At 62.5% G+C, this 17664-nt stretch carries 12 protein-coding genes and 1 pseudogene; 10 read left to right on the top strand and 3 right to left on the bottom strand.

The window, feature by feature from the left end; translation table 11 throughout:
- On the bottom strand, positions 1–1116 hold the full coding sequence (locus ACJ2A4_RS03155) for an S-(hydroxymethyl)glutathione dehydrogenase/class III alcohol dehydrogenase (protein ID WP_062509241.1): 1116 nt from the start codon (positions 1114–1116) through the stop codon (positions 1–3).
- Between the two features lie 180 nt (positions 1117–1296).
- Between ACJ2A4_RS03155 and ACJ2A4_RS03160 the strand changes: the two genes are divergently transcribed.
- From ACJ2A4_RS03160 to ACJ2A4_RS03180, 5 genes are all read left to right on the top strand, one after another.
- Positions 1297–2172 (top strand): bestrophin family protein, encoded by an 876-nt coding sequence (locus ACJ2A4_RS03160; protein ID WP_408873589.1) that lies wholly within the window; start codon positions 1297–1299, stop codon positions 2170–2172.
- 73 nt (positions 2173–2245) lie between these two features.
- Positions 2246–2833: a CarD family transcriptional regulator gene (locus ACJ2A4_RS03165; RefSeq protein WP_062509245.1), complete on the top strand. Its 588-nt coding sequence runs from the start codon at positions 2246–2248 to the stop codon at positions 2831–2833.
- A gap of 173 nt (positions 2834–3006) precedes the next feature.
- Positions 3007–3807 carry an SDR family NAD(P)-dependent oxidoreductase gene (locus ACJ2A4_RS03170; RefSeq protein WP_408873590.1) on the top strand — a complete coding sequence of 267 codons (801 nt, stop codon included), beginning with the start codon at positions 3007–3009 and terminating at the stop codon, positions 3805–3807.
- Positions 3808–3812: 5 nt separating this feature from the next.
- Positions 3813–4193: a response regulator gene (locus ACJ2A4_RS03175; RefSeq protein WP_408873591.1), complete on the top strand. Its 381-nt coding sequence runs from the start codon at positions 3813–3815 to the stop codon at positions 4191–4193.
- 9 nt (positions 4194–4202) lie between these two features.
- Positions 4203–5831, top strand: a complete 1629-nt coding sequence (locus ACJ2A4_RS03180) for a tetratricopeptide repeat protein (RefSeq protein ID WP_408873592.1) — start codon at positions 4203–4205, stop codon at positions 5829–5831.
- A gap of 3 nt (positions 5832–5834) precedes the next feature.
- On the opposite strand, the gene ACJ2A4_RS03185 is transcribed toward ACJ2A4_RS03180, so the two are convergent.
- Both ACJ2A4_RS03185 and ACJ2A4_RS03190 read right to left on the bottom strand, forming a co-directional pair.
- On the bottom strand, positions 5835–9980 hold the full coding sequence (locus ACJ2A4_RS03185) for a translocation/assembly module TamB domain-containing protein (protein WP_408873593.1): 4146 nt from the start codon (positions 9978–9980) through the stop codon (positions 5835–5837).
- Positions 9980–12187: an autotransporter assembly complex protein TamA gene (locus ACJ2A4_RS03190; protein ID WP_408873594.1), complete on the bottom strand. Its 2208-nt coding sequence runs from the start codon at positions 12185–12187 to the stop codon at positions 9980–9982. The genes ACJ2A4_RS03185 and ACJ2A4_RS03190 overlap by 1 nt, the downstream gene beginning before the upstream one ends.
- A gap of 275 nt (positions 12188–12462) precedes the next feature.
- Between ACJ2A4_RS03190 and ACJ2A4_RS03195 the strand changes: the two genes are divergently transcribed.
- From ACJ2A4_RS03195 to ACJ2A4_RS03215, 5 genes and pseudogenes are all read left to right on the top strand, one after another.
- Positions 12463–13419: a lysophospholipid acyltransferase family protein gene (locus ACJ2A4_RS03195; protein WP_408873595.1), complete on the top strand. Its 957-nt coding sequence runs from the start codon at positions 12463–12465 to the stop codon at positions 13417–13419.
- Between the two features lie 344 nt (positions 13420–13763).
- A pseudogene (gene miaB, locus ACJ2A4_RS03200) lies at positions 13764–15088 on the top strand (tRNA (N6-isopentenyl adenosine(37)-C2)-methylthiotransferase MiaB).
- Positions 15082–16263, top strand: a complete 1182-nt coding sequence (locus ACJ2A4_RS03205; RefSeq protein WP_408873596.1) for a PhoH family protein — start codon at positions 15082–15084, stop codon at positions 16261–16263. Before miaB ends, ACJ2A4_RS03205 begins: the two are co-directional and overlap by 7 nt.
- On the top strand, positions 16232–16720 hold the full coding sequence (gene ybeY, locus ACJ2A4_RS03210) for an rRNA maturation RNase YbeY (protein WP_408873597.1): 489 nt from the start codon (positions 16232–16234) through the stop codon (positions 16718–16720). Before ACJ2A4_RS03205 ends, ybeY begins: the two co-directional genes overlap by 32 nt.
- Positions 16717–17664: a hemolysin family protein gene (locus tag ACJ2A4_RS03215; RefSeq protein ID WP_408873598.1), complete on the top strand. Its 948-nt coding sequence runs from the start codon at positions 16717–16719 to the stop codon at positions 17662–17664. The genes ybeY and ACJ2A4_RS03215 overlap by 4 nt, the downstream gene beginning before the upstream one ends.

Consider the following 17664-nt stretch of genomic DNA (forward strand, 5'->3'; position numbering starts at 1 on the left):
TCAGTACTCCACGACGGTGCGAATGCTCTCACCGCGGCTCATCATGTCGAAGCCCAGATTGATGTCAGCGAGCTTGAGCTTGTGGGTGATGAGATCGTCGATGTCGATCCGGCCTTCCATGTACCAATCCACGATCTTCGGCACATCGGTCCGCCCGCGCGCACCACCGAACGCCGAGCCGATCCAGCGGCGTCCCGTCACGAGCTGGAACGGACGCGTGCTGATTTCCTGCCCTGCCCCGGCCACACCGATGACGCAGGATACGCCCCAGCCCCGATGCGCACTTTCCAGCGCCTGACGCATCAGCGTTGTGTTGCCAACACACTCAAATGTGTAGTCCGCACCGCCGCCCGTCATCTCGATCAGATGGCCGACAAGGTCTCCATCCGGTCCGAGATCCTTCGGGTTCACGAAGTCGGTCATGCCGAACTTGCGGGCCATGGCCTCGCGTCCCGGATTGATGTCGATGCCGATGATCCGGTTCGCCCCGACCATTTTGGCACCCTGAATGACATTGAGCCCGATGCCACCCAACCCGAACACTGCAACCGTCGATCCCGGCTCGACCTTGGCGGTAAACAACACGGCGCCAATGCCCGTCGTCACACCGCAGCCGATGTAGCAGACCTTGTCGAACGGCGCGTCGGGCCGGATCTTTGCCAGCGAGATTTCCGGCAGGACCGTGAAATTCGCGAAGGTCGAGCAGCCCATATAATGATGGATCGGCTGGCCCTTATAGGAGAAGCGGGACGTGCCGTCCGGCATCACGCCTTTGCCCTGTGTGCTGCGGATCGCCGTGCACAGATTGGTCTTGCGTGACAGGCAGGACGGACATTCCCGGCACTCGGGGGTGTAGAGCGGAATGACGTGATCGCCGGGCTTGAGATGCTTCACCCCGGCCCCGACCTCACGGACAATACCAGCACCTTCATGCCCGAGAATGGCCGGAAACAGGCCCTCGGGGTCCTGACCGGAGAGCGTGTACTTGTCGGTATGGCACAGTCCGGTTGCCATGATCTCGACCAGCACTTCCCCGTCACGCGGGCCTTCGAGCTGAACCGTGTCGATTTCCAGCGGCCTGCCGGCCTCGAACGCAATGGCTGCGGTCACGTCCATAACATCAGTCTCCTCTCAAAAGTGCAGACACTGTGTCGTATGGGACAGGCGCGCGGCAAGAGGCGGTTCTGGTCGCTGCAAAAGAAAGTAAAGTGACAGACACCCTTTGGTGTTGGCCCCCGGCAGACTTCACAGCTAGGCTTTGAATGGACTTTTCCATCCATCCGAGGAGACAGCCGTTTGATCGTCAACCGTCCGCATGGACTGGCCATTCTGTTCCGGGAATCCCTGCCGCCCCTGATCATCCTGACGCTGTGGGACTTCGTTGTGGTGGTCCTGTTCCAGATCTACCATCAGGACTGGATGGAACAGCCGTCGCTCCCGATTTCCCTGATGGGTTCGGCGCTCGCAATCTTCCTCAGCATGCGCAACAACGCAGCCTATAACCGCTGGTGGGAAGGACGCACGCTCTGGGGCTCGATCACCAACAACTGCCGCTCCTTCGGTCGTGAAGCCGCAACCCTGCTGGGCGGGCGTCCGGATCTGGCCCGTGCCATGGCGGCCTATCCGCATGTCCTGCGCGCTGCCCTCAGAGGCGATCCGCCCAATGAGGACACGAAAAGGCTGCTGACGCCTGAGATGTACGAGAAGGTCTTCTCCTGCTCGAACACGGCGAACATGCTGCTTTATCAGATCGGTCTGGGTGTCCGGGACGAAGTCGAACTCAAGGGAATCGATGGTGCCGTCCATGGTACGGTGGACCGTATCCTGTCCGACATCGCCAATGCACAGGGCGGACTGGAGCGGATCAAGAACACGCCCCTGCCCGCGCAATATTCCATGCTGCCCGAGATCGCGACGCATCTGTTCTGCATCATCCTGCCCCTTTCGGCGGTGCAGACGCTCGGCTGGATCACGCCGCTGGGCTCCAGCATCATCGGCATGCTGTTCCAGATGCTCGACCGCAGTGGCCGCGACCTTCAGGAACCCTTCAAGAAAAGCGTCCACGCCCTGCCCATGCTGACGATGGCGCGCACGATCGAACGTGACCTGCTGCAGCCGATCGGCGATACACCGCCCGACCCCATCCAGCCCATCCATGGTGTGCAACCCTGACGGCATAGCGCGCCACAGCCCCTCCTGCGAACGGACAAGACAGGAGAGGGTTTTTCTGCTATAAGCTGGGGCTATGAACACGTTCAAAAGCCCCCAGAAGGGCGGCATGACCGATGAAATGGCTCGTGTCGCCGCCAACAACACGGCCCGTCAGACCGATCCGGACCACGAAACCGACCCCTTCCGCGAAGGTGACTCCATTGTCTACGCCGCCCATGGCGTCGGGCGCGTGGACAAGATTGGCATGGTCGAAGTCGCCGATACCTCGATCGAGATGATCCAGATCTCGTTCCCCGGCAACCAGATGACGCTCCGCATCCCTCTGGCCAAGGCCCGCAAGGCCGGCCTGCGCAAGATCGTCACGCGTGACATCGTCGACAAGGCAATGACCGTCATCAAGGGCAAGCCGCATGTCAGCAAGGGCATGTGGGCCCGTCGTGCCGTGGCCTATCAGGAAAAGATCAACTCCGGTGACCTGATCCAGATTGCCGAAGTGCTGCGTGACCTGCGCCGCAACGTCGACAGCCTCGACGGCAGCTTCTCCGAGCGCAAACTGTTCGAAGCGGCACAGGAACGTTTCGTCGCTGAAGTCGCCGTTCTCGAAAACGTCGATCCGGCGCAGGTGCTCGAAAACCTGACCAAGACCATGAAGGCCGCCTGAAGCGCGGCCAAGGGCACGGTTTGAAAAGCCTGCACTTCTCCAATATGGATCAGGATGTGGTTTTCTTCGCATCCCGGATGGGGTCTTCCGCGTTGGCGATACGGAAGACCTTTTTCGCGATGCGTTTTCAGTCACGGTTTCAAACCTGCATTCACAAGGAGAGGTGAGGCCACATGCCTGCCCCTTACAAAGACCGTTTCGCCGGCAAGAAAGTCCTCGTCACCGGGGCATCCCAGGGAATTGGAGAAGCGACCGCGCTTCGTTTTGCCGAAGAAGGCGCGCAGGTCGCCCTCAACGGCCGCAAGGAAGACAAGCTGATCGCGGTCCGCGACAAGCTGCCAAAGGTCTCCGGCGGAGAACACCCGATCGCCACGGGTGATATTTCCAAGGAAGAGGACGTCAAGCGTCTGGTTGCCGAGAGCATCAAGGCCATGGGTGGTCTGGACGTGCTCGTCTGCAATGCGGGCTATCAGATCGCTTCGCCGTCCGAGGACATCAAGCTCGAAGACTTTGAAGGCGTGATGGCCGTCAACGTAACCGGCGTGATGCTGCCCTGCCGTGAAGTCATCCGGTACTGGCTGGAGAACGGCATCAAGGGCACGATCATCGTGAACTCCTCCGTTCACCAGATCATCCCCAAACCGCATTATCTGGGCTATTCCGCCTCCAAAGGCGCTGTCGGCAACATCGTGCGTACGCTGGCGCTCGAATATGCCAGCCGTGGCATCCGCGTGAACGCCGTGGCCCCGGGTGCCATCGTGACGCCGATCAACATGTCCTGGATCGATGCTCCCGAGCAGTACAAGGCTGTTTCGAGTTATATTCCCATGAAGCGCCCGGGCGAGAGCCGTGAAATCGCAGATGCGATCACCTTCCTCGCCGCTGAAGACAGCACCTACATCACGGGCCAGACCCTGTATGTGGATGGCGGTCTGACGCTTTATGGCGATTTTGAAAAGAACTGGTCCTCGTAACCCATATGGTCCCTTCCCTTATCGTTCTGCTGATCGAAGACGATTTCCTTATTCGAACCTGTCTGGCGGAATTTCTGCTGGACAGCGGCCTGACAGTGAGGGAAGCGGATAACTGCGCCGAGGCCCGTGCCATTATCGGTGCGGAGCCCCGGCTGGATGCACTTGTGGCCGACATGACCCTTCCGGACGGGGATGGCATGAGCCTCGTCCATCCGGCCCGCGAGCGCTGGCCGGATCTTCCGGTCATCTATATCAGCGGCCATGGCGACCTGCGACGTGATGAGACATCCGGCGATCCTGCACGGGACCGTTTCATCTCGAAGCCTTATACGCTAGCAAGCATCCTGGAGGCCCTGAAGGACATGACATCGGCGGCCTCGGACTAGGAGATCCGTATGTCTGCCAGTCTGGACAGACCAGCCCTCGATGATCCGGCACCTGCGACCGGACCGGAACAGAGCAGCCCGGCCGATCGTCTGGCCCAGGCGCAGGACGCACTGACCCGCAAAGACCCAGAGCAGGCCCTCGCTCTTGCCGGCCCTGCTCCGGAAGAGGGTCTAGATATCCCGGCGCTCCATTATGTCCGCGCCCGTGCCCTGTTTCATCTTCACCGCTACGATGACTGTGCGGAGGAGCTTGAAAAGGCCAGCACCAATGCCGGCCCGCACGCTGTTTCCCTGCTGCTGGATGAAGCCGTGGCCATGCGTCGGCGGGACGACCTGCTGCCGCTGCTGGAGATCTGCCGCGGACGAAAGCCGGACGACGTGCGTTTGCTGGATGCCGAAGCGACCGTACTGATCCAGATCGGCAGGTTTGACGAGGCCGAACTTCTGCTGCGCAAGAGCCTGCAGTGCCGTCCGGACAACCGCGCCACGCTCAACCTGCTTGCCCTTCTTCTGACGGAAACAGGGCGCTTCGACAGCGCTCTCTCCGTCATGAATGATCTGTGTGAAGGCGACCCGGATGACTGGGAGCCGATCTGCAACATGGCCTGCATCCTCAGCAGCCTGGGGCGGATGGAGGAAGCGGCCAATCTGTACCGGCAGGCGGTCCCCATGGCCCCGAAAGACCCTCGTCTGCGACTGAACCATTCGATTACCATGCTCAAGAGCGGCCGCATGGCACAGGGCTGGGCCGAGCATGAATGGCGTTTCGGTCTGCCGGGCCATACCAGCATGCCGCTGGACCGGCTCCTGCCCAATATTTCCCCATCGCTGGACCTGCAGGGCAAGCGCATCCTCGTCACGCAGGAGGAGGGTCTGGGCGATACGCTGATGTATCTGCGCTACATCCCGCCCCTCGCCCGGACTGGCGCCATCGTTCATATCTGGGGCACGGAAACACTGGCCGCGCTCTGTGAGCGCGTGGCGGGTGTGGCGGAAGTGCAGTTTGGCGGCGAGACGCCGGAATACGACTATCACTGCCCGTTCATTAGCCTGCCCCGCGCCTTTTCCGGCACGCCGGACGCAATGGGCGCGCCCGTTCCCTATCTCAGCGCGGACCGCCGGAAAGCCGAGATGTGGCGTCAGCGCCTGCAGGATGATCACAAATTCAGGGTCGGTCTGGTTTGGGCCGGGGCGGCGCGGCCTGAGGATACGGCGGCGCTCATGGTGGACCGCCAGCGTTCCATGCCGCTTTCCGCCCTTGCCCCTCTGGCCGACATTGAAGGCGCGAGTTTCTATTCCCTGCAGAAAGATCGCCCGGCCGAGCAGATCCCCGATTTTCCAGGCGAGCTGATCAATTTCATGCCCGAATGTCACACGATGGACGACACGGCGGCGCTGATGGTGAACCTAGACATCATCGTCTCGGTCGATACGTCAGCCGTTCATCTGGCGGGCGGACTGGGCAAGCCCGTCATCATGATGGATCGCGTCAATAACTGCTGGCGCTGGCTGCACGGACGCGACGATACGCCCTGGTATCCGCAGATGACGATCATCCGTCAGACCCGTTTTGCGGACTGGTCGGACGTCGTAAAGCGCGTGAAACGGCGCCTCGAAGACGCCGTTTCCGCACACTAAAGCTCAGTAACTGTAGCCGTAGGACAGGCCGATGCTCGATCCCGGATCATTTTCCGGCGTCGTAAAGCCCGTGACCTGACCGCCCGTGCCGACCGTCGTGTTGAACTTCAGGCGCTTTGTCAGGTCGATCTGGACCTGTGCCTGCGTGCCGGAACCGGATGTCGCCTGCTTGGCGCCGACATAGACGCCCTTCATGACGTATTTTCCGGCCTCGACACTAGTGCCGCCATTATCCACGCCGCTGCCACCGCCCACGGCCAGACGGTCCAGCCCCAGCAGGTTGCGGACCTTGCTCAGCGGATCGAAGGCCGAGCCGCCCGCAAGCTGCACCACGGCCGCACCTAGTTCGGCCAGCTGCGTCGTGGACAGCGAATGGCTGTCAGTGCCGAACAGCAGGATGGACAGGACCTGATCGCGCGGCAGGCTTGGCGTGGACGCGAAGTCGATCTTGGGCGCACTGGCATAGCCCGTCACCAGAAGGCTCGCGAGCGTGCCGCTGGCGTTGCGGTCAGCGCGGAAATCGAGCGTCGGATCAAGCTTGTGGTTCACGCCCGAGCCGTTGAATGCGACGCGCCCGTTGGTGAAGTTGAGGTTGATCCCGCCCAGGTTGAAATTACCGCGCTTGAGATCGAAGCCGCCGCCCACAGAAGGTTCCGCACTCGTACCGCGCACGCGCAGACGGCCCTGCATTTCCGCAAAGACGCCATGCCCGCGCACGAAGAACTCGCCTGGCGAAATCACGTCCACCCCAAGCCCGATGATCAGGTTCGAAGAAGACGTGGCAGGCGGCTTCTGCCCCGGACGGATGACCTCAAGCTGCGGCACGGAAGCCGGCATGGAATCCGGAATATTGATCGTGGCATTGGGAATGTTGACCTTCCCGTCCACATCCAGCCGCGTCGTGGCCTGCCCGTGAATATGCAGGTCGGTATTGACCGTCGCGGTCAGCAGGTCGCTTGAAACCGGTCGGGCGTTGTCGGACGTGATATGGATGTCCATCGGAATATCCGGCCGGAATGCGCCCACTGAGCCATCCATTGTAATTGTGCCCGGACCTGCATGCGCGACGATATGGTTGATCGCAATGCTGTCTCCGGACGCAACAAGCGCCCCATTGATGTGATTGAGATGCACGCCCTGCGCATAGTGGTCGAACGAGGCGTTCTCGAGCGTGACCTGCCCTGTGGCCTGCGGCTGGGCGGCCGTTCCCGCGACATTGAGGTTGATACCGACCTTGCCGGCCATCCCCATGCCGCTGGCGCCCAGAACCGCATTGCCGACTGACAGATCAACATGTCCCGTGGTCGCAAGGGCCATTGACCCCGTCTTGGACAGCGGCGCCGTTCCCCGCACGGCGAGGGCGACAGACGGCCCTGCTCCGAGCGTTGCATCCACTTTTGCGGAGCTTCCGGCCAGACCAATATTGGCCAGGATCTGGGCGGCCGGGAGGGATGCTGCGGGACCGGTCCGCATCCGCAGATCACGCCCGTCCAGCGAGACCTTACCGGTCGGAGCGGCCAGCGTTCCCCCGAGTTTTGCATTGAGCGAAATCGCACCCGTTGCCGAAAGGTCTGGCGCAAAAGGCTTGGCGATTGCGGGCGTGATGCGGTCCAGACGGGCCGTGAGCGCGAGCGCCGGCTTGATCGTGCCGGCAACATCAATCGTCGCCGGTGCGACACCCTGCGGTGCGACCGTCGCCAGAAGATGATCCACACCCATCGTCTTGCCGAAAGACACCACGGCCGGGCGGCTCAGACGCAGGCTCTCGCCCTTGGCCAGCGCCGTCAACTGCCCGAGGCGCACTGTCTTTTCAGGCACGTTCAGGACAAGTGCGGTGTCGATATTCGCCGGAGCATCCATCACGTTCTGGAAGGCCGCGTTCAGCGCAATGGCCATGGCGGTCTGCGGGCCCTTGATCGTGGCATGCGCCTTGCCCGTCATAGCCTGATAGCGCATTCCAGCCAGATCCAGCACCAGCGATGGCTCCGGTGCGTCGATCGGATTGGTGATGGTACCATTAACCTTCAGGGACTGGACGGCGGCCTGCGCCATCGACAGCATCCCGTCGAGCCCGAGTTTCACGACAGGCGGTGCGCCTTCGGCTTCCGTCGTGTGCAGGCCCAGCGTCAGATGGCCCGAAATCGCCTGCCCGATCAGACGCCGGAAATCGCCCAGATTGCGGATCGAGACGTCCAGATCCCCGAGCGGGACTTTCGCACCCTTGGGCAGGCGGAGCTTGCCCTTCCCGCTCAGGCTGTTCCAGTCCAGCGTGTTGAGATCCAGATGGTAAGCGCCTGCATCGTCCTGCTGCAGCGCGGTATCGAGGGCGAGTGGCGCATGGTCCAGCGTGCCCTTGGCCGTCAGCGTGCCATCGGGATGGGACGGCAGATGCTGGAAATCCGCATGAAGCGTCACCGGCCCTTTCGCGACTTCCTTTGTGCCGAAATTCCCGTTCAGGTCGGCCTTGACCGCCAGATCATCGGTCGGGCCATCTGCCGTGGCCGTCAGCGTCGTATTGCCAAGAATGGCGGGACTGGCTTTGGCGAGATCCGGCAGCTGGACAGAGGCTTTCGTCTGCATCCGGTTGCCATGCGCCATGTCGATGACGGAGGACACCAGCATGTGCAGGGCCGCCCCATCCAGTCCGAAGCTTTTCAGTGTCAGGATATTGGCGGGCGATTTCGTCAGATCGAGCGAGAACGTGCCCGTCTTGCCAATCAGGTTCAGGGCCTGTGCCTGCCCGCCCGTGATCGCGAGCGTCCCCGTGCTTTTCAGCGTCAGATCGTCCTGCTTCGTGACCGGCATGGCAAAGTTGGCATGCAGCCCTGCACTGCCCTTGAGGTCCGTCTTGCCCATGGCGGCCAGCGGGCGCAGATCCGGCAGGTCGAGATCCAGATGCCCTTTCGCGGCGGGCTTCAGATCCGCCGTGGCCGTGGCATGGAGCAGCGGATGATCCAGCTTCGCCACGATCGGCGCGGATGGCGCCAGCGGATGCGCCAGAACATCCAGTGTCAGAGGCGCGGACGCCAGAAGCGTGGGCTGGGAGCCCGGAATTCTCAGCCCGTCCAGGGATGCGGTCAGATGGCCCGTCGCATCATCAGGCTGGTCGCTCTCAACGCCCTCGAACTGCGCATGCAGATGCCCGATTCCAGCGCCCGCCGCACTCAGGGAGTCGATATCCAGAACGCCCTGCCCGTTCGGTGCCGTCAGTGGCCCATGCAGGTCCGTATCCAGTGCGATCGTGTTCCATGCAATGCCCGGACGCAGCGTCATGGACGGCGCGTTGGCCTTCACATGCAGGTCCCCGACACGGGTTAGCAGGTTCATCGTCCCGCTGGCGGACGCCTTGATCGGACCAGCACCCAGACCGAAATCCAGCACCGCAGCCGTACGCGGCCCGTTGAGGTTTAGGTGCAGGTCCATCGGATCAAGCTGCGGCATCTGCCCGAGTGTCGTGGCAAAACCGTTATCGCCTTCCTGAAACTGCACTCCGACTGCAATACGCTTCTTCGGCGTCTGGACATTCAGCGTCAGACTGCCCGGCTGATCGAGCCGCTTCAGCGCCAGCGCCACGTCCATGACCGGCAGCGTCTTCATCGTCACGCCATCCAGAAACGGCGCGATGCTGTGAATATGGCCGTGCCCATCCAGCGAGAAGGCCGTCGGCGTCACCGTATAATCCGGTCCGATGTCCAGCCGTCCGATATGCAGGGACGCCAGATCGACGCGCAGATGCAGCTTAGACGGTGCCGTGCTGGTCGTCGTGGGCTTTGCAGGCGTCGTATCCGGAGCAGAGACCATCTTGCGCAGGATGGCTACACGCGCGGCAGTCAGGCTGGCGATCTTCGCATCCATGTGGATCAGCGACAGTGGCGACCATTTCAGGTCGGCATTATCCAGCTCGATCCAGGGGCCTTTCGTATCCTTGATCAGCAGCTTCGTCACCGCCAGATGATGCGGCAGAAAGCCCGAAAGCCCGGAAATCTCGACCATCCCTCCCGTCAGCGGGCCAATCTTGCGCTCGATCAGGCGCTGGCCGGGCGAGATGTTGATCCCGACCAGAACACCCGTGACGGCCACAGCCACGAGCCCCACGGGCACGATGACCAGACCGGCCGCGACACGGAGAAGAATCCTGCGAACACGCATCAGAACGTCTCCCCGAGGCCGAAATACAGTTCCCATTTATCGCCGTAAGCCGGGCGGTTCATCGGCAGCGCCACATCCACGCGGATCGGCCCGATCGGCGTAAAATAGCGCACGCCGCCCCCATAACCGACCCGTAGCGTGCCCTGCCCCGGCCGTGATCCCGTGCCCACCTGACCGGCATCCACGAACCCGGCAAAACCCAGATTCATGGGCAGGCGCTGGCGGAACTCGACACTGCCTGCATCCATGGACGTGCCACCGATGCCGTATTTGGACTTGCCATATTGCGGGCCGACGCCCTGATAGCGAAACCCACGCACCGTGGCCGGGCCACCCGCATAGAGCCGCTGATCGGGCGGGATCTGATAAGTCGATGCACCCTGCACCGAGCCTACGATCCCACGCACCGCAATCACGCTGCGTCCGGGGCGGGAAATACCAAGATGTTTCAGATCGAAATAGGTTGAGACCTGCGCCGACAGCAGCGTGAAGAACGACGACCCGCTTTCCAGCGATTCTGAAGGCGTCACCGAAAGCGAAGCGCGCACACCATGCGTTGCCGGGTCGATCGGGTTGGAGAGCCGGGTGTTGTCGAATGTGGCGTTCAGCGGGGCGGCTATGATGAAATAGCTCCGCGTGTCACCGAACTGCTGGATCTGTTCCTGCTCACCCATCACGCCACCCGAGACGTTCCAGTATTTCCCAACATGGCGGCTCAGCCCCGCACGGCCGATGATGGCGGTCTGATGATAGGAATAGAGAAGCTGGCGGATGCCTTCGAGACGCACGCTCAGGTTCTGCCCCTTGGACAGGAAGTCCGGCTTCATGAAATCCGCATAGACGTCATAGCCCAGCCCCTGCTGGGCGGAACCGCCAAGGCCGGTGATCAGGGCCGTCAGGCGCAGCTGTTCGGCATTGCCCAGCAGGTTGTGATGCGTCCAGCTCACACCCACGCGGCCGCCCAGATCGGTCGAATATCCGATTTCGGCGGATAATGTGCGCCGCTTGGCTTCCTTGAAACTGAACTCGATCGGCATGGCCTGAAGGATACCAGGCATGAGCGTCTTGTTCGGGGGAAGCGTGATGATCGGCGGGACGTTCCGGACCTGAACGGACGCGAACACGGCCGTACTCGCCAGATCCTGACGGGCGGCCTCGATCCGTGACGGGCGGTACAGTTCGCCTTCCCTGAGCTCCAGCCGGTTCATGAGATAGCGCTGGTTGGTCTGTTTCAGTCCCGTCAGCCCGACCGGCCCGATCACGACCTTCGGCCCACGATTGACCCTGAACACGACATCCAGCGTATGCGTCTGGGGCTTCAGATAGGCCAGCGGCGTGGACACGCTTGCCGTGGCATAGCCTTCTTCCTGCAACTGGTTGAGCAGGCTGTTCTGCGCCGCCAGCACATCGGCCGCCACCGCGGGCTGCCCGGATGTCAGACCGAACGCCTTGCGCTCCTCGGGCAGGAGCGTGACGGGTTGCGCCTGGGCGATGGCCTGTTCGGACGTTGCGGCGACTGTTGTGGTCGCAGGTGCCGGGGACGCGGTTTTCTGGTCCGGAGTTCCGCTGTCGGGCGTTTTCGCGGCGAATGTTTTCGCAGCGGGCACTTTCGGCGCGGGCTGCGACATGGCGGACACCGTGGGTGTCGTCGGAGCGGGCGCTGCAGCGGATGCGGCGGGCGCTTCCTGCGGCGGCGTGGTCAGCGCCACAGCGCCAAGACTGAATTGTGGTCCGGTCGTGGCCGAAACCGTAATGGCGACCTTCTGCTTTTTATCCAGCGCCTTAAGGATATCCGGCAGGGACGGATCCTTGCCATCCACGGTCCGTGCGCCCGCCTTGACGCTGATCTTCACAGACCCCGCGTAATATCCCTGCGATTCAAGCGCACTGTTGACCCGGTCGTAATCGCTGCGGATGCGCCCGGCGAGGGCATAGGCTCCGACAGTATGAGACGTCTGCAGTGATTTGAGCTGGGAGGATGCGCTGATCGCGGCATCCAGATCGGCCTGTTTCGTGGGCGTCAGCGTGACGGCATAGGGAATGGCTGGATCGGTCGTGCCATCCGTGACCGGCTTTGCATTTGCCGCCGGTTTCGAAGCCTTTGCCTCGGCCGGATGCGGCACGCAGAACACCGTAACGATGCCCAGCGCGCAGGACATCGAGGCAAAAGAAACAGAAAAGGAAACGGGGCGGCGGCCTGATTTCACCGTGCGTCCTGGAATCGTCTTGAGGGCACTTCCGGCCATGTCAGAGCCGGATACGAGAGCGCAGACCGAACGACAGGACTGCTACCGTTCGAGGAACCTTGCACGGCCTTTCCTGTCAAGTCCTCCCGGACAGGAGCGGTCCGGAAAATGCCCTGTCAGACCCCATTGCCATATCGCCGCCTTATTCTGGCACGGCAGCGAAAACGCTTTCCAGCCGGCGAGCGGACACAAACAAGATTGTGTCGTCCCCGCGAAAACCGTATCACTCAGCACCCATGTCCCATCGTGATGCCAAGACACCAAACGGCCGGCGCGGTCACAATCGCCCCGTCCTGGATGGAAATGCCGATTTCCCGGCCTTCCAGCCGACAACGTCGTCCTCGCTGTACAGCCGCCTGCGCTGCATCAGGCGGCTGTCGCTTGTCCTGATCTGGGCATTCTGGGTGTGCTGCATACAGGCCATTCTCATCCGCCTTCCCGGACGCCTGAAAATCCTGATGCCGCAGCTGCTCTGGAAAGGCGTTTGCCTGATCATGGGAATCAGGACCACCGTCATCGGCAAGAGCGCAGGCGGCGTGCGGAGTGCCAAGGACGTCCGCAGCGGGCAGCGCCCGGTCGTGTTCGTCGCCAATCACTGCTCCTGGCTCGACATCATCATCATCGGCAGCGCCCTGCCCGGCGTGTTCGTCGCCAAGGGCGAAGTCGGGAAATGGCCTCTCATCGGCACGGCCTCGCGACTGGGCCGGACGATTTTCGTCAGCCGCAACCGTCAGGACACCGGCCGCGAACTACAGGACATGGCGGCACGTCTGTGGGATGGAGACGACATCGTCCTGTTTCCGGAAGGCACATCTTCCGACGGCTCCCGGGTTCTTCCGTTTCTGTCGTCGTTTTTTGCCGTCGCAAAACCCGGACGGTTGGAACAGGCCGGGCTCCCCAGGGCCCCTCCGGTCCTGATCCAGCCCGTTTCGGTGGTCTATGACCGTCTTGAAGGCCTGCCGGTCGGGCGCAGCCGGCGGAATGTCTTTTCATGGTACGGGGACATGGACCTTGCCCCGCATCTCTGGTCCTTCGGACAATGGCGCTCGATGGGCGCCTCGCTGATGCTGCATGATCCCATCAATCCCGAGGATTACCGCTCCCGCAAGGAACTCGCGCGCGCCACCTTCAAGGTCGTCAATGACGGCGCAGCGGAACTCCGTCGCGGCCAGACAGACGCGGCCCGGTCCTGAAATCTGCGCGAAACCGGGCCCTGTCATCATGTTTGTCTTGACTTGACGCCTGCCCACGCGCCACCTTCAGATCATGACACGGCGGTAATCCAGCCTGCGTGTCCGGAGGTGGTGATACCCATTCAGGCCCGTCTGACAATCCGTCGGCCCGTGACATTCGGTTCGCCGTTCTCCGGAACAGGCTTGACCCCGTGGATGTCTGCCCCGATGTGTGTGCCTGATTTTGCCATTCCCGGACCGAGACCTTGACTGCCCCGACTTCCCCAGCCGTGCCTGCCTCTTCCGACACCGCGCCCATCGGACATGCTCCACGGGGCCTTCATGTCATTACATGGGGCTGCCAGATGAACGTGTATGACAGCGCGCGCATGGCCGATGTCCTGCGCCCGCTGGGTTATGGACCGGTCGAGCGGCCCGAAGACGCGGACATGGTCATCCTCAACACCTGCCATATCCGCGAACGGGCGACCGAAAAGGTCTTTTCCGAACTCGGACGCCTGCGCAAGATCCGCGACGAGCGGATGAGCAATGGGGCTGACCGCACCATTATCGCCGTCGCCGGCTGCGTGGCGCAGGCCGAGGGGGAAGTCATCCTTTCCCGTGCGCCTTATGTGGATCTGGTGCTCGGCCCGCAGACCTATCACAAGCTGCCCGAAATGGTGGCCCGTGCGGCCCGTGCCGGCGGCGCCGTGATCGAGACGGATTTCCCGGTCGAGCAGAAGTTTGATTTCCTCCCTACGGATGCCGCGCCCCAGACGCAGGGTAACCTGACGGCGTTCCTCACCATTCAGGAAGGCTGCGACAAGTTCTGTTCGTTCTGCGTCGTGCCCTATACCCGTGGCGCGGAAACGAGCCGCCCGGTCGCTTCGGTGCTCGCCGAAGCCCGCCGGATGGCGGAAAGCGGCGTGCGCGAGATCACGCTGCTCGGGCAGAACGTCAACGCCTATCATGGCGATGATGGCAAGGGCGGCAGTGCGACGCTGGCGAGGCTGGTCGAACAGCTCGCGCAGATCCCCGGTCTGGGCCGCATCCGCTACATGACGTCCCATCCCCGCGACGTGGATCAGAGCCTGATCGACGCGCACCGGGACAACCCGGCCCTCATGCCGTTCCTGCATCTGCCCGTACAAAGCGGCTCGGACCGGATCCTCAAGGCCATGAACCGCGGCCACACGGCGGACGAATACCGCGAGAGCGTCCGCAAACTGCGCGAGGCCCGTCCGGATCTGGCCCTGTCTTCCGATTTCATCGTCGGCCATCCCGGCGAGACGGAAGAGGATTTCGAAGCGACCATGCAGCTCGTGCGCGATATCGGTTTCGCCATGGCCTATAGCTTCAAATATTCCCCCGTCCCGGCACACCCGCCGCCGGCCAGCCGATGCAGGTGCCCGAGGACGTGAAGGATCGCCGTCTGGCCGAATTGCAGGCGCTTCTGCGCGAACAGCAGGACGCCTTCAATGCCGACATGGTCGGGACGGTGCAGGAAATCCTCGTGACGAACCGGGGCCGCAAGCCCGAGCAGATCGCCGGGCGTTCCCCTTATCTGCAACCCGTTCATTTCGACGGGCCGGATCATCTGATCGGGTCCACCGTCAAGGTCGCCATCACCACGCGCCGCACCAACTCCCTGGGCGGCACCCTGATCCGGGAGACAGCCTCCGCTTGCTGACAACGCACCCGACCCGTCCCGCCGCCACCAGCACTGGCTCCGAAGGCAACCGCACCGTTGCCCTTCGCTTCAATGACAACATCCTGCTCCAGCGCCTGCTGGGGGATCATGACCGGCATCTCGTCCGGCTTGAGGAAGGATTTGACGTCAAGTTGTCCTGTCGTGGCAACAAGATCGCCATATCCGGGGAGACGGAAACGGTTGGTCGCGCACAGGCGGCCATCATCGCGCTATACAACCAGCTCGAACAGGGTGGCACGATCGATGCCTCGCAGGTCGATGGCGTGATCCGCCTGACGGCCCTGCCGAGCCGCCCGGAGCGCCCGGTTGACACAAGGCAGGCCCGGCCCGCTCCCGAAGAACGCTCGCGTGGCAATAACGGCCACCGGCGTCCGGAAAAGGGCCATGGTAAGCCGCATAACGCGCCTGCAACGGCATTCGGGGATCTGCCCGCCATCAAGACCAAGCGCGGCGTGATCGCACCCCGCTCGCATGGTCAGGCGGCCTATATGGAAATGCTGGCCAATACCGACATGGTATTCGGCATCGGCCCGGCCGGTACGGGTAAGACCTACCTCGCCGTGGCGCAGGCCGTGGGCATGCTGCTCGCCGGACAGGTGGACCGGATCATTCTCTCGCGCCCGGCCGTTGAAGCCGGTGAGCGCCTCGGCTTCCTGCCCGGCGACATGCGCGAAAAGATCGACCCCTATCTGCGTCCGCTCTATGACGCCCTGCATGACATGATGCCGGGCGATCAGGTGGTGCGCCGCATGGGGACGGGTGAGATTGAGGTGGCGCCGCTCGCCTTCATGCGCGGACGCACCCTGGCTCATTCCTACGTCATTCTGGATGAAGCCCAGAATACGACCGCAGCCCAGATGAAGATGTTCCTCACCCGCATGGGGGAAGGGACACGCATGGCCATTACGGGCGATCTGAGTCAGATCGATCTGCCGAATGGTGTATCATCCGGTCTGCGTGAAGCGGTCGAAACCCTCGAAGGCATCAAGGGAATCGGCATCACGCGCTTTTCTTCCGAAGATGTGGTGCGCCATCCGCTGGTTGCCCGTATCGTCGATGCCTATGAACAGAAAGCGCCAGCCCCCCGGGACGTGTTCCGGAACAGGCTGCGCCGGGAAAACAATGGAACCTCCAAGTCGACACGCCGGTACTGACATCATCATCGAGGACGCCCGCTGGCGCGCCTCGGTTCCGGGGACGGAGCGTGCAATCCGGCGCGCCCTCGTTGCGGTCGCCCGTCAGGGTGGACCCGACTTCACGCAGTCCCCGGCTCCTTCGATCCTTCTGGCGACAGACCGGATCGTCAAGCGCCTCAATGCGCGCTTCCGGGACAAGAACAAACCCACGAACGTGCTGACGTTCGAGCCTGTTTCGCCCGTGCATGGCGGGGACATCGTGCTGGGTTACGAGACCGTGCGCCGTGAAGCCACGGCAGCCCGACGCTCGCTGCGGGCCCATCTGTCGCATCTTGTGGTGCATGGCGCACTGCATCTTGCCGGTTACGACCATCATCATCCCGGCGAGGCCCGGGAAATGGAAGGAATTGAGACCCGCACCCTGCGGTCCCTTGGTTTCGGGGACCCGTGGCGCCAGGGAAACTGCCGGATATGAGTGACGAATTAAACGATCGCCTGTTTGAAGAGTTGGGCAAGAGCCGCCCTTCCCGCGGTCTTTTCGGACTTTTCAACCGCCGTAGCCGCGATCAGGGGCTTCGAGAGTCCATCGCCACCCTTGTTCAGGAAGCTGGGCAGCCGGCTGAGGAAGCGAGCGACGAACCCGAACTGGATCGGCAGGAACGCGCGCTCATCATGAACGTGCTGCGTCTGCGCGACATCACGGCGGATGATGTCATGATCCCGCGGGCAGACATCATTGCCATGCCCGAGGCCCTGCCCTTCCAGGAAGCGCTGGACCTGATGCGCCGGGAAAACCATTCCCGCCTTCCCGTCTATCGCGACCAGCTCGACGATATTGCGGGCATGATCCATGTGAAGGACCTGATTGCCTATGTCGGCGATCCGGAAGCCTTCGACATCCGCCCGCTTCTGCGTCAGCCGCTGATGATTGCCCCGACCATCCCGGTGCTGGACCTGCTGCTGCAGATGCGTCAGCGCCAGATGCACATGGCCCTCGTCATCGACGAATATGGCAGCATCGACGGGCTCGTAACGATCGAGGACCTGATCGAAACCATCGTGGGCGATATTTCCGACGAACATGACGATCCGGTCACGACCATGTGGGTGGAGCGCCCGGATGGTTCGTTCGATATCGACGCCCGCCTTCCCGTCCGGCAGCTTGAGGAACGGCTTGGCGCCGTCCTGACCGATGCCGAACGCGAGGCCGAGATCGAGACGGTCGGTGGTCTGGTCTTCCGTCTGGCCGAGCATGTCCCGGCCAAGGATGAAGTGCTGACCCATGAGAGCGGTCTGGAGTTCCGCGTTCTGGATGCTGATGCGCGGCATATCCGTTCCCTGCGCATGCGGGTGCCGGATGGCTGGGAAAACAAGCCGCTTCCCACTCTCAAGACGCAGGAAGATGACCGGGGCTCTTGA

The sequence above is a fragment of the Gluconobacter roseus genome, from assembly GCF_046058915.1.
Taxonomy (GTDB): Bacteria; Pseudomonadota; Alphaproteobacteria; order Acetobacterales; family Acetobacteraceae; genus Gluconobacter; species Gluconobacter roseus_A.

Excerpts from the sequence above, each read along its gene's own strand:
- ACJ2A4_RS03155 (WP_062509241.1), bottom strand. The coding sequence starts at position 1,116 with ATGGACGTGACCGCAGCCATTGCGTTCGAGGCCGGCAGGCCGCTGGAA.
- ACJ2A4_RS03165 (WP_062509245.1), top strand. The coding sequence starts at position 2,246 with ATGAACACGTTCAAAAGCCCCCAGAAGGGCGGCATGACCGATGAAATG.
- ACJ2A4_RS03170 (WP_408873590.1), top strand. The coding sequence starts at position 3,007 with ATGCCTGCCCCTTACAAAGACCGTTTCGCCGGCAAGAAAGTCCTCGTC.
- ACJ2A4_RS03175 (WP_408873591.1), top strand. The coding sequence starts at position 3,813 with ATGGTCCCTTCCCTTATCGTTCTGCTGATCGAAGACGATTTCCTTATT.
- ACJ2A4_RS03180 (WP_408873592.1), top strand. The coding sequence starts at position 4,203 with ATGTCTGCCAGTCTGGACAGACCAGCCCTCGATGATCCGGCACCTGCG.
- ACJ2A4_RS03185 (WP_408873593.1), bottom strand. The coding sequence starts at position 9,980 with ATGCGTGTTCGCAGGATTCTTCTCCGTGTCGCGGCCGGTCTGGTCATC.
- ACJ2A4_RS03195 (WP_408873595.1), top strand. The coding sequence starts at position 12,463 with ATGTCCCATCGTGATGCCAAGACACCAAACGGCCGGCGCGGTCACAAT.
- ybeY (WP_408873597.1), top strand. The coding sequence starts at position 16,232 with ATGGAACCTCCAAGTCGACACGCCGGTACTGACATCATCATCGAGGAC.
- ACJ2A4_RS03215 (WP_408873598.1), top strand. The coding sequence starts at position 16,717 with ATGAGTGACGAATTAAACGATCGCCTGTTTGAAGAGTTGGGCAAGAGC.